The 11,664-nt window shown below is 56.1% G+C and carries 10 protein-coding genes and 1 tRNA gene; 5 read left to right on the top strand and 6 right to left on the bottom strand.

Features of this window, described 5'->3' with window-relative positions; translation table 11 throughout:
* The first annotated feature begins 5 nt into the window (after nucleotides 1-5).
* The 3 genes from FrondiHNR_RS06395 to FrondiHNR_RS06385 all read left to right on the top strand — a co-directional run bounded on the left by FrondiHNR_RS06395 (nucleotide 6) and on the right by FrondiHNR_RS06385 (nucleotide 3,492).
* Nucleotides 6-983: an ABC transporter permease gene (locus tag FrondiHNR_RS06395; protein WP_279354487.1), complete on the top strand. Its 978-nt coding sequence runs from the start codon at nucleotides 6-8 to the stop codon at nucleotides 981-983.
* Nucleotides 980-3,343 carry a glycoside hydrolase family 3 N-terminal domain-containing protein gene (locus FrondiHNR_RS06390; RefSeq protein WP_279354402.1) on the top strand — a complete coding sequence of 788 codons (2,364 nt, stop codon included), beginning with the start codon at nucleotides 980-982 and terminating at the stop codon, nucleotides 3,341-3,343. Before FrondiHNR_RS06395 ends, FrondiHNR_RS06390 begins: the two co-directional genes overlap by 4 nt.
* 76 nt (nucleotides 3,344-3,419) lie before the next feature.
* A tRNA-Arg gene (locus FrondiHNR_RS06385) sits at nucleotides 3,420-3,492 on the top strand.
* Between the two features lie 190 nt (nucleotides 3,493-3,682).
* Here FrondiHNR_RS06385 and arsA read toward each other — a convergent pair.
* Both arsA and FrondiHNR_RS06375 read right to left on the bottom strand, forming a co-directional pair.
* Nucleotides 3,683-5,470, bottom strand: coding sequence for an arsenical pump-driving ATPase (gene arsA / locus FrondiHNR_RS06380; protein ID WP_279354401.1), 1,788 nt, complete (start codon nucleotides 5,468-5,470; stop codon nucleotides 3,683-3,685).
* On the bottom strand, nucleotides 5,467-5,856 hold the full coding sequence (locus FrondiHNR_RS06375; protein WP_279354400.1) for an arsenic metallochaperone ArsD family protein: 390 nt from the start codon (nucleotides 5,854-5,856) through the stop codon (nucleotides 5,467-5,469). The genes arsA and FrondiHNR_RS06375 overlap by 4 nt, the downstream gene beginning before the upstream one ends.
* A gap of 107 nt (nucleotides 5,857-5,963) precedes the next feature.
* On the opposite strand from FrondiHNR_RS06375, the gene FrondiHNR_RS06370 reads away from it, so the two are divergent.
* Together FrondiHNR_RS06370 and FrondiHNR_RS06365 are read left to right on the top strand one after the other, a co-directional pair.
* A complete protein-coding gene (locus tag FrondiHNR_RS06370) occupies nucleotides 5,964-6,341 on the top strand; it encodes a metalloregulator ArsR/SmtB family transcription factor (protein WP_279354399.1) in 378 nt (125 codons plus the stop codon).
* A 203-nt stretch (nucleotides 6,342-6,544) separates the two neighbouring features.
* On the top strand, nucleotides 6,545-6,961 hold the full coding sequence (locus FrondiHNR_RS06365) for a DUF1801 domain-containing protein (protein ID WP_279354398.1): 417 nt from the start codon (nucleotides 6,545-6,547) through the stop codon (nucleotides 6,959-6,961).
* 141 nt (nucleotides 6,962-7,102) lie between these two features.
* Here the strand turns inward: FrondiHNR_RS06365 and FrondiHNR_RS06360 are convergent, their stop codons facing one another.
* The 4 genes from FrondiHNR_RS06360 to FrondiHNR_RS06345 all read right to left on the bottom strand — a co-directional run bounded on the left by FrondiHNR_RS06360 (nucleotide 7,103) and on the right by FrondiHNR_RS06345 (nucleotide 10,749).
* Nucleotides 7,103-7,801, bottom strand: a complete 699-nt coding sequence (locus FrondiHNR_RS06360; RefSeq protein WP_279354397.1) for a class I SAM-dependent methyltransferase — start codon at nucleotides 7,799-7,801, stop codon at nucleotides 7,103-7,105.
* 240 nt (nucleotides 7,802-8,041) lie between these two features.
* On the bottom strand, nucleotides 8,042-8,770 hold the full coding sequence (locus tag FrondiHNR_RS06355; protein ID WP_279354396.1) for a glutamine amidotransferase: 729 nt from the start codon (nucleotides 8,768-8,770) through the stop codon (nucleotides 8,042-8,044).
* Nucleotides 8,767-10,098, bottom strand: a complete 1,332-nt coding sequence (locus FrondiHNR_RS06350; protein WP_279354486.1) for a Mur ligase family protein — start codon at nucleotides 10,096-10,098, stop codon at nucleotides 8,767-8,769. The genes FrondiHNR_RS06355 and FrondiHNR_RS06350 overlap by 4 nt, the downstream gene beginning before the upstream one ends.
* A gap of 453 nt (nucleotides 10,099-10,551) precedes the next feature.
* Nucleotides 10,552-10,749 (bottom strand): hypothetical protein, encoded by a 198-nt coding sequence (locus FrondiHNR_RS06345; protein WP_279354395.1) that lies wholly within the window; start codon nucleotides 10,747-10,749, stop codon nucleotides 10,552-10,554.
* Nucleotides 10,750-11,664 lie beyond the last annotated feature (915 nt).

Here is an 11,664-nt window from a genome sequence, read left to right as displayed (position 1 = left end):
TTATCATGTCTGAACCTCCCGAGCAGGGTCAGCGTAAAAACTCCTTCCTCGCAAGGATGGGCCGTTCCTTTGCCATGTTCCGCAACGGCAAGTCGATCACCGGGCTGTGTATTCTCGGTTTCTTCTCCCTGGTTGCGATCTTCAGTGATGTGCTTGCACCCTACGGACCGTTGGAAAAGGACTTCAGTGCACTGAGACAACCGCCCTCCGGGTCACACTGGTTGGGAACCACCCACATGGGCGAGGACGTTCTCAGTCAACTTATCTACGGAACCCGCGGGGTTCTTGTGGTCGGATTCTCCGCAGGAATTATCGCCACCTTGATAGCGGTGGTGATCGGTGTCACAGCGGGATACGTGCGCGGCTGGCGGAGCGAATCGCTCTCAGCCCTCACCAACGTTTTTCTTGTTCTCCCCGCTTTGCCCCTCATCATCATCGTTGCCTCCCAGTATCAAAACCCCAGCCTGCTCCTCATTTCCAGCGTACTGGCGATCACCGGTTGGGCCTGGGGCGGACGAGTGTTGCGCGCGCAAACAATGTCACTGCGCAACCGGGACTTTATTCAGGCTGCCCGCGCCAACGGGGAGCCTCTGTACCGGATCATCGGGGTGGAGATGCTTCCCAACCTCACCGCAATAATCGCCTCAAGCTTCGTGGGAACGGTTATTGCTGCCGTGTTGGGCCTCACCACCCTGGCCTTTGTGGGAGTCATCCCCATCACCAATCTCAACTGGGGAACCATCCTCTTTTGGGCGCAGCAAAACGGGGCATTTCCCGATTACTGGTGGTGGTACGTGCCTGCCGGTCTGTGCATTGCGCTTCTTGGGATGGCCCTCTCCCTGATTAACTTTGGCATCGACGAGTATGTGAATCCTCACCTACGCTCAGCGGGTGAACGTGCCCGCGCCATGCGTAAAAAAGGTATCAAAATTTCAAGCAGTGTCACCACCGTACGCACCCAACCCGTAAGGAAAAAATCGTGAACCTCACAGACCTCCCCTATCGCAATAGCTCTCTCCCCATTACGGAGCGCGTTGCGGACCTCCTGGGTCGTATGAGCCTGGAAGAAAAAGTGGGGCAGATGCTCCAGCTTGATGCCCGCGACGACCTCGAAGACCATGTGCTACGCACTCATGTGGGTTCAATCCTGCATACCTCCCCCGAACGGGTCATCCGAGCACACGAGCTTGTTACCCAAACCGAGCTTCAGATCCCTCTTTTGGTGGGTGAGGATTGTATTCACGGCCATTCCTTCTGGGAGGGGGCAACCATATTCCCCACCCAGTTGGGCATGGCCGCCTCCTGGGACATCGGGCTCCTCGAAAAGGCGGCCCAGATCACCGCGATCGAGGCCGCCGCCACCGGAATTCACTGGACTTTCTCGCCCGTTCTCTGCATCTCACGAGACCTGCGCTGGGGTCGGGTTAACGAAACTTTTGGGGAAGACCCCTTCCTCATCGGTGAGCTCGCCTCCGCAATGGTGCGTGGATACCAGGGCAGCGGACTCACCGACCCCACCGCCATCCTCGCCACGGCTAAACACTTTGCGGGATACTCCGAAACGCAGGGCGGCCGGGATGCGAGCGAAGCAGATATCTCCAGGCGCAAGCTACGTTCCTGGTTCCTTCCCCCGTTCGAACGCGTGGCGCGTGAGGGCTGCCGCACCTTTATGCTCGGCTACCAGAGCACCGACGGGGTACCAATCACCATCAACGACTGGCTACTCAACGACGTGCTGCGCGGCGAGTGGGGATATACGGGAACCCTCGTCACCGATTGGGACAACGTGGGACGCCTGGTGTGGGAACAGCAGGTGCAGCCCGACTACGCACACGCCGCAGCGGCGGCAGTTTTGGCCGGGAACGACCTGGTCATGACAACCCCGAAATTTTTCCGAGGAGCACTCGATGCCGTCGATCAGGGGCTCCTCAAAGAATCCGACCTCGACACCGCAGTGTCGCGCATCCTCACGCTCAAGTTTGAGCTTGGACTCTTTGAAGACCCCCGTCGGCCCGACACGGCCCGGCAATCAGTGATCGGCAACGCCGGACACAGGGAGGTTAACCTGGAGATCGCAAGACGCTCACTGGTGCTCCTCAAAAACGATGGAGCACTCCCCCTTGACGGCGGATTTGTTGCGGACAGCTCCGGTCGAGCCGTGCGTAATGCTCACGCAGGCACGTCACAGGCACACACCCCCAACGCTCATCAGCAGAACGCGACGCAGACACCAGCACCCGGCCAGCCCAAGACAATCGCCGTGGTGGGTCCGCTCGCAAACGACGCCCAGACCCAACTCGGCGATTGGGCTGGATCCTCGGGGCAGGCCGGTTGGATCCCCAACGGCCACCCGCGAGACATGATAACCACGGCGCTCGACGGGATGCAGAAGTTCTCCCCCAGCAACTGGAACGTACTGCACGCTCAGGGGGCGGATATCCTCACGCTCGCCCCCGACCCCGAGGGCGAATTCTTTCCCGACGGCCAGCCCCGACCACAGATTGTTGTACCCTGCAAACCGGACGAGCAGATGATCACAGAGGCCGTAGCCGCAGCGCGGGCAGCGGACTACGTGGTCGCCGTGGTGGGAGACCGCATCGAATTGGTGGGTGAGGGACGCTCCACCGCAACACTCGAACTCATCGGCGGTCAGGTCGCTCTGTTGGATGCGCTCGCAGAGACCGGAACCCCGATGATAGTTGTGCTACTCGCCTCTAAACCACTGGTTCTTCCCGAATCAGCGCTGGGAGCATCCGCGCTCATCTGGGCCGCCAACCCCGGGATGGAGGGTGGCCGGGCGCTCGCAGAGGTCATCCTGGGTCTTATCGAACCCAGCGGCAGACTCCCCATCTCCTTTGCTCTCCACTCGGGCCAGCAGCCCACCTACTACAACCAGATTCGTGGCCAGCACGGAACCCGCTACGCGGATCTCACCCAGAGTCCAGCCTTTGCTTTTGGCGAAGGACTCTCTTACACAACGGTGGAATACTCGGGGCTGCGGATAGCCCGCGATGCGCTGGGCCTTACGGATACGGTGCGGGCCGAGGTTACGCTCCATAACACGGGAACAAGACCCGTTCGCGAAACGGTTCAGGTGTATGTGAGCGACACGGTCACTTCCGTGAGCTGGGCTGAGAAGGAGCTTAAGGCCTACCGACAGGTGGACCTGATGCCCGGCGAAAGCGTAACGCTCGACCTGCAGGTTCCAGCCTCAGAGTGCACAATCGTGGACGCTTCGGGCAATCGTATCGTTGAGGCAGGCGAGTTTGAACTTCTCGTGGGACCGTCGTCCCGCGCCGAATCGCTGCTTCGCGCACCCTTTACCCTGGGGGTTACGGGCTAAGTATTACATTTCTGCGCCGTGTCCGAGGAATCGTTTCGACGTGCAGCACCGTATTGCGCTAAAATGATTCCTTGTCGCCTCCGTAGCTCAGGGGATAGAGCAACAGCCTTCTAATCTGTTGGTCGCTGGTTCGAATCCAGCCGGGGGCACCCAAGACGTACTCAAACACCTAACCGTGGTTTGTGAATTTTGAGAATGCTCCAGTGAGATCGAGTACAGTAATCTCGTCACACACAACCAGACACCGAATCGTTTCCTCTACACCTGTTAGGTGAGCCTGACAAGAGCGGGGTGTGCGTGTTACAGATCAGGTCTATAACACGCACACCCCAAATACATTTAGTTGACGGTGGTCAGCGCTGCGGAAGCGAGTTCAGTCAGCGCTACTGTTCCTCGTGGCTCGCTCGCTTGTAACGGAACGATGGCGACACGGCGTGCGAGGGTGTCGAGAACTACTCGAAGGTGTGGCACTTCGGAGGCGGCCCGTGCCCCAAGAAGTGTTGATTCCAGTTCGAGACCGTTTAGTGACTGGTTAATTACCCACCCCCATGGTTCGATATGTGCGCGACGGAGTTCCTCTTGGAGAGCAGTCGCTTCCAGTATGGGAGTTGCTTCCGCCAGGGTTGTGATGAGTACTTTGGTGGTTATGGGGTCTTGAAGTATCCCCAGAGTGGCAGACAGGGTGTTGTCGTCGGTGCCAAGCTGACGAATCGCTTCCCGGTGATACGCACCTGCCGCGTCGAGGAGCAGGAGGGTGTGCCCGGTAGGCGCGGTGTCCATCACGACAAAACTATTCCTAGCTTCGATAACGGTTCCAGCGAACGCCTGGAGGACTGCGATTTCCTCAGTGCAAGGGGATTCTAAATCCTCGGCAAGAACGGCAAGACCTTGCGTGTCTAAATTTACCCCACGGGTGTTTAGGACGTGTGATTTGTAGCGCTCACGCTCCGACTCTGGATCGATGCGTGACACAGTGATTCGATCAGATGGTGAACCTATCGTCTCATCGAGATGCGCGGCTGGATCAGACGTTGTCAAGTGAACCTGGTGCCCACGTTGGGCTAGTCCTACAGCTATTGCAGCCGCGATTGTGGTTTTCCCCACCCCGCCCTTACCCATCGTCATGACTAGGCCATGACCAGCGGACGCCAGTTCATCAATCAAGGGCTCCAGGGATCCAATATTGACTTGCTCAACATCCGATCTACCCGGGAGCATCGGAACCGGGAGTGCTTCCCGGAGAAGATTGCGGAGCAAATTGGCTCCCATAACGTTTTCTGGTCGTAGCGTTACATCATCTTGTGGTATCTCGGCCAAGTTTTTGGGCATCGCACTGATAGCGGCAGACTCGCGGGCCACCACTGCTGCTGCTATTACATCCCCTTCTGCTTCGTGGGCGGGCAAAACACCATTCACTATTAGGTGTTGCCGATTGATACCCAACTCGCGCAGTTCGTCGCTGGTGCGGGCAGCCTCAGCCAGCGCACTTGTCTGTGCTCGCGTTACCAACACTAGGAGTGTCTGTGTTGGGTCAGCGAGTGCATCCACTGCTCCTGAGTAGCGTCGGCGGTTCTTTGCAAGCCCAGCGAGTGGGCCGACCGAAGATACGGCACCGTCAGAGTTCTCGATGAATCCTGTCCAGGCAGCGGGGAGTTGTAGCATCCGGATTGTGTGTCCGGTTGGTGCAGTATCAAAGACAATGTGATCAAAGTCTGCGAGCACGCTGGGGTTTGTAAGCAGCGATGTAAACTCGTCAAATGCGGCTATCTCAGTTGTGCAGCCACCGGAAAGCTGTTCCTCGATTCCGGCTACTACTTCCGAGGGAAGAACCGAACGGACGGGACCCAAGATTCGTTCTCGGTAAGCTTCTGCGGCCTGGTTTGGGTCGATCTCTATCGCAGACAGTCTCGGTACGGTAGTGATAGGTGTGACGCTAACCCCAACGGCCTGTTCAAACATCTGGCCCACGTTAGAAGCTGGGTCTGTTGAGGCGAGTAGGACGCGTTTGCCCTGGTCAGCCAACGCAACCGCTGCAGCGCATGCAAGCGAAGTTTTTCCCACGCCGCCTTTACCGGTAAAAAACAGGAACTTTGGCGCGTCCTGAAGCGCGACCAGGGGGGCGCTCACCGAACAGCCTGAGCAAGGGTTTCGATCGAGCAGCACGCTATCTCGTCCTGCACAAGTGACAGCGTTGTCTCACTTGAGGGAAGACTAACACCTGTCCAGGCAACAAGCTCTTCGATGCTTGGGTAGCGGCCCGAGGCTTTAATCTCGCCGTCAATCACGAGAGCAGGCAGTGCCGACGCGCCACTGGCAGCGAGCAACTGTGCAATTTCGGTATTGGCCACGAACTCCTCCGGAGCCGAACTGAGCGTGAACCTGCTAGCGGTTACACCCCGTGCTTCCAGCCGTTTGGATGCAGCGACGAACTCGGCTACTCCACGCGCACCAGCGCCACCATCGTTCGCGGTATTGCAGCACGACTCCGAATCAAAGAGCACTACTGAGGTCATTGGTTTACTCCATTCTGTTCCACGCAGCCTTATATTGATGGCTATCGATATCTTCATATCATGCACCAGACATTGACGATTGTCAATATGTATGTCATTGTTATCTCATGGTAATTTCGACAGTGGAACAGATAACGTGCTGCGCCCCTGGTGCTGAACGCGTACTGAACACGACCCAAGCTGATGATTTGGGACGCATCCTCAAGGTAATCTCCGACCCAACCCGATTGCGACTACTGTCTATGATCGCGGCGGCCGATGGCGGGGAGCTTTGCGCTTGTGATATGCCCAAACCCCTAGGAATCAAACAGCCCACTGTCTCCCACCACCTGAAGATCATGACCGATTCCGGAATACTTGCCCGCGAAAAGCGAGGAGTATGGGCGCACTACCGAGTAATTCCTGAAGTTATTGACTCTCTCGCTTTTGTTCTAACCTCAATTGCACACCCAAATGCTCAGGAGCGCGTGCACTCGCCATTGTGATCAGCTCCAGTGAGGCACAGCACGGGGAGTAGCCATACGACTCACCGAAGCAATCACACTCAGCAGACCCCCCGCCGCAACCAGAATAAAGCCTGACCTTTTGGGTAGCGCAGACAGCAGAGAGTTCGCTGAAATAACCGATCCCGCTGATTGTGCTGTCGCTATACACTTGAAATACCCATCACGATTGCGAGGAGCACCCATTGGCCACGAAGCAACCCGCGATGTCCCCGTCCGATTTTCCCATCGAAGAGGTCCTCGACCGCGCCACAGGGCCCCGACGTACCGAGGCCGAGGAATTGCTCACACTCTTCAAAGAAGTGAGCGGCAAAGAACCTGTCGTGTGGGCAAAGCGCATCCTCGGTTTCGGAGAATACACCTACCGTTACGAGAGCGGACACGAGGGTCGCGCCCCGCTGCTAGCTTTCGCACCGGGCCCCCGTCAGCACACGATCTATCTCAATAATGACTTCTCAGAACACTGGCCCGATCTAATGGAGAAGCTCGGTAAACATCGTGCCAGCAAAGTATGTCTTTACCTCACCAGACTGACCGGGATAGATCGTGACGTGCTTCGTGAGCTGCTCGAGCGTTCCCTCGCTGAGACCCAAACAGGCTGAGCACCCCCCAGTTTTTAAACGACAACAAAGACCCGTCCACCGCGCGCATAACTCCTCGGATCAGCGGCAGCCGGTCAACCTCGTCGCTAACCCGATCTAAGCCCATACTGAACACGTGGGACCGACCAGGCTCGCACGTGGCTAACGCTTGGTTCCCTGCCCCACGAGAAAATACTTGGTATGGAGCAATTGGAGATCAATGCCAGCGGTGTCCGCCGACTCGGTCAGGCGTTCGTCACTAAAAAAGTTTTTCACGATGGTTGCGGTGCGTCCGTCGTTCAGCGGACGCACGCTTGTCTCTCCCTCCCCTCCCTCTACACAGGATGCGCTGTCGGCACCCTGCAAATTCTCGATGAAAAAAATCGCACCGCCGGGAACCAATAGGTTAGAGACCAATTGAAAAAATCCGTCAAGCCTCTCCTCGGGAATGTGGGAGACCCACAGGCTAAAAACCACGGAATCGTAGGTCCGGGAAGGCTGCCATTCAAAAAGATTTGCAATTTCGACGCGCACATTCGGCTCCGCAACAACAGGGTTATAGCGCAGCATCTCATGCGAACCGTCTACCAGCGTCAATCTGGCTACGCGGGGCGCAAGCTTGACAGACCACATTCCGGTGCCGGGTGCAAGCTCGATACATTCCTGACCCAGCTCTGTGTCTTCAAGCACTCTCGACACAGCGTTGATGTCATCGAACCAGACCCTATTCAATTCGTCGCCCTGGTCAAAAGAACCTTTTCGCAGCCACCAATCGTTGTATACGGGGGCACGGTCAGAGTAGTACTGTATTTGCCGTTTAAGCAGTTCGTCGGCAATATGCTCTGGTTTGGATGCGGACATGTATGAGATTCCCTCCCTGATGAGCCAAGTACATAACCATCCAACAAAACGCTAGCATAAACGTAAGGAAGAGAATAATATGCGCGTCTGGTCAATCCGTTTGCCTCACACACGGCCACGACGATGCTCCGACCACACTTGTGAAACGTTTTGCCACTGCTACCTGCCCAGATGATGAAAGCAACAACACCTCACGAGGGTCCATAGAAGGCTTCATCCCCGAAGCTCACGAACGACTCACTACCGCGGGCGACGCCTCGCACTTTCTCGGGCGCGGTGCGCTGTGGGGTCTTCCCCGGCGACCGGGGTAAATGAGCCGTAGCGCCGTGTTGCTGCTTTGCCAATCAAGAAGTCGCTAAGAGCGGGATTCTTCGGTAGCAAAGATCCGTGCAGATAGGTACCGATCACACTGGCTGATCGAGCACCCTCCACCCCGTCATGGGGATTATTGCCCGCACCCTGGATCACCCGCCCCAGGGGACGCGATTCCGGACCCAGTGTCGTGTTACCGCTGTGGTTCTCGTAGCCGATGATCTCACCAAATTCTTCGGAGTCGAGTACGGTGTTACCAATCATACGCTCTGCTCCCCCGCGAGTCTCAACGTCAAGCACGCCGATGCCCATCAGCTCGTCTCCGTCGTGCGTAATGAAACGGTGACCGAATAGTTGGTACAGGCCGCACACCATCAGCATCGGGATGCCGTCCGCTGCGAGATCCCGAATCGTCTCAGCGCGCTGAGCCAAATCCTTGACAACCCGGCTTTGGCCGGAGTCCTGGCCACCACCACCGATCATAATGTCAATGTGCTCGGGTAAAGCGTCTCCGGGATTCACCTCGACGACTCGTGGAGTAAAGCGATGGGCACGAGCGCGACGGGTCAGGGCGAGCACGTTACCGCGATCACCATAAATATTCATATCACGCGGGTACAGAGAGACAATCAAAAGCTCTTGGGAGGTTTCACTCACCAGACATTCTCCACTTCAGTCAGTTCGGCAAGTTCTTTGCGGAGGGCAAGCATGGCGGTGTATGTGCAATAGATGAGACGAGGCTGATCAACGCTAGCATCACAGAACTCACGTAGTGCCTCACTCAGGTTCTCCTGGACACTGCCAACCGGAACATCGTCGTGTTCCAACCGCAACGCCATGTCCCAAGCACGCGTACCGCTCACGGTCGCAACTCCCCGCGTTGCAAGCGAGGTAAAATCGACGTCCCACAACCACGACATGTCACGGCCATCGGCATATTGATCGTTGATTGCGATCATCACAGCGACACCATCGGGATCAAAGGATGCGAGGGCAAGCCGGAAACCTGCAGGGTTTTTTACGAGAACAAGGTTAAGAGGCTGTCCGTCCAACACCAGTTTTTCGCCTCGGCCAAAGGCTGGACGAACCTCGGCGAGAGAGGAAACCAACATCTTATTCTCTGTTTCCACCCGATGACCCTCAGCTTGTGCGGCAAGACCCGAGTCTTGCAACACCATTCGCACCGTCGAGAGCGCTGCCGCCGCATTAAAAATATTGTAGAGTCCTTCAAGTTGCAGCTCGGCGCGGAAGTCCTGGCCGTCAATGCGAAACACAGCTTCGCGATCATCCATCTCAATGAGCATCACGTCCGCGTCGGGTCGCTCTACTGCACCTGCGACTTCCGCGACACCCGCATGAAAATCGTCGTCACTGGGAAAGGTAGAGAGCAGCGCGTTCGAGAGGCCGAATTCCCGCACCCGCGGTGGAGAGATCTTACGAGTGCGTGTTCGTTCCCCGATTTCAGCGACGAGCCGATCCTCGCGATTCACAACCAGTCCCTCGGTCGTCGCGTCGGCGATCCGTTGCAGCAACTTTGCCGTGGTATCGATCTCACCAAAACGATCCAGCTGGTCCCGCAGCACGTTCAGCAATAATGTGAAGCGAGGCTTAACCTGCTCAATAAAATACATCGCGTGGGCTTCATCGAGTTCAAGCACCGCGACGTCCGCGTCAAGCTTGCCAGAGATACTGCACTCCTGCAGTGCTGCGGCAATAACTCCGCGAGAAAAGTTGGATCCGGTGCGGTTCGTAAACACACGCAGTCCACGAGACTCAAGCATCTCAACAATCATCTTGGTTGTTGTTGTCTTACCGTTGGTGCCACTCACAACAACAACGCCGTGAGGAAGCTGACCAAGCACCCTGGCAAGGTATCCCGGGTCCAGGCGTTCGACCACAAGACCAGGCAGCGCAGATCCACCACCGCGCAACCGAGCCACCTGCCGCACAGTCTTACCGATAACAGCGGAGAAAAAATTACGCATGCGGTAAACCTGCGGATTGGAAGACACAAGGGTTCGCCTTAGTATCCATCCGCGGGGTCGGTAACAGTGCACTCAGCATAATAACAAAATATTTTACACCTAGAGCAAGAAAAATCGTAACGGCATATCGCTTTGTTAGAGCGTGACCTCTTAATAGCAAAGTTTGATGACTTGCAGACCTCGAAACACCAGGGCAAGAGGTCTGGCCCGTAGCACTTTCCACGCTATCCAATATTTTGTGTAACATAACAATCCAAATCCTCAAAGGTTCTCTTAGCAAAGAGTAACCCATCGAAAGCATTCGTTTATGAAAAACCTCCCAGAATTAACATAAAGTGAGAAAAACCAGTAACTCTGATTCGGTATTTTTGCAGTAAACGATTTACAACTAAATCGAGCAATACAAATCTATGGCGCCCACGGCCCCATAGGTCGAGGCCTGTTATTACATATTTAGGTGGCACCTTGACCCGATCCGGCTTGTTCTGAGCGAACAGCCCAGAGATCAGAGAGCACACCACCAACCTCTAGCGCATTCACAAGCGAACTTGTGTTTACCCAACGAATACCGAGCATCTTTGCCGTCATACCAGACGCCATAATTTCACGTAGCCGTTCTACACCCGGAACTGTGACGGGCCCTGTCAACACAACCCTCACACCCCACAGAACGCCTCAATCGGAGCGGGCTACGGGTCATACACGGCATCCTCCTTGATCAATACAGTGATGGGCTGCACCACACTATTTTATGCAATATTAGCAAGGCGCTCAAGAGATTTCCATTGAGCCTTCTTGCACTAGGGGAAGCCCATATCATCTGGTTAATGTTGCCATGAATACTTACCATAAATTCCACAGAGACCTGGTCAGGAAAGACTTGTGACGCGGTTACCAGCCAGGACTCAACGGGGGCGCTCAACCGGGCAGAGCGTCTCTCGAGGTCTTCAAGAACACCGAGTCCGCAGGCCGCAGCACTTTTTCTTCGTTCAGCTCGGACGAAGCATACGCTTCCTCCTCGTTGCCTTGAGCTTCAAGAGAAGCACCCCGCTCGATCGCGGTAGACAGGGCCTTTTCCTGCACAAACAAAGCACAATAGCGGCAATAAGCGTGAGGGGAACCATGTCGAGAAGCAGAGTGGCAAGCGCGTTATTACTAGGAACCGATGACAATACCCCTATTAGGAACGGGAAGTTCCCGAACGATCACGGGGGTATAACGAGTTGGTTGTTCCTCCTCTGCCCCTCCTCGGGTATACGCTCACTCAGCAGCCCGATGAGGTTAGCAATAACATAGGCTACCCACGATCGCGGAACCGAACGAGGCACCGATTTACCGAAAGTAGTTGTTTGGCGCCGTCGCGGTACCCACCTGAGTGACGGGAGACGAGTTTCGCACAATAAGGATCAGAATTTGCATGTTCATGCCCAGCCCAGGCCCCTGACCGCAAGGGACCGGTGCAACTCACCAGCTACCCATCAGAACAGACGTCACAAGAAGCACCGCCATAGTAGAAATCATGAGCAATCCAGCCTCGGTAGCGTTGGCACCGGTTACCATCTGCAA

The sequence above is a fragment of the Lysinibacter sp. HNR genome (assembly GCF_029760935.1).
GTDB lineage: Bacteria > Actinomycetota > Actinomycetes > Actinomycetales > Microbacteriaceae > HNR.
Note: the sequence above shows the minus strand (reverse complement) of the source record. Positions and strands in the feature narration are given on the sequence as shown.

Excerpts from the sequence above, each read along its gene's own strand:
- FrondiHNR_RS06375 (WP_279354400.1), bottom strand. The coding sequence starts at position 5,856 with ATGACCTCAGTAGTGCTCTTTGATTCGGAGTCGTGCTGCAATACCGCG.
- FrondiHNR_RS06395 (WP_279354487.1), top strand. The coding sequence starts at position 6 with ATGTCTGAACCTCCCGAGCAGGGTCAGCGTAAAAACTCCTTCCTCGCA.
- FrondiHNR_RS06360 (WP_279354397.1), bottom strand. The coding sequence starts at position 7,801 with ATGTCCGCATCCAAACCAGAGCATATTGCCGACGAACTGCTTAAACGG.
- FrondiHNR_RS06370 (WP_279354399.1), top strand. The coding sequence starts at position 5,964 with ATGGTAATTTCGACAGTGGAACAGATAACGTGCTGCGCCCCTGGTGCT.
- FrondiHNR_RS06350 (WP_279354486.1), bottom strand. The coding sequence starts at position 10,098 with ATGCGTAATTTTTTCTCCGCTGTTATCGGTAAGACTGTGCGGCAGGTG.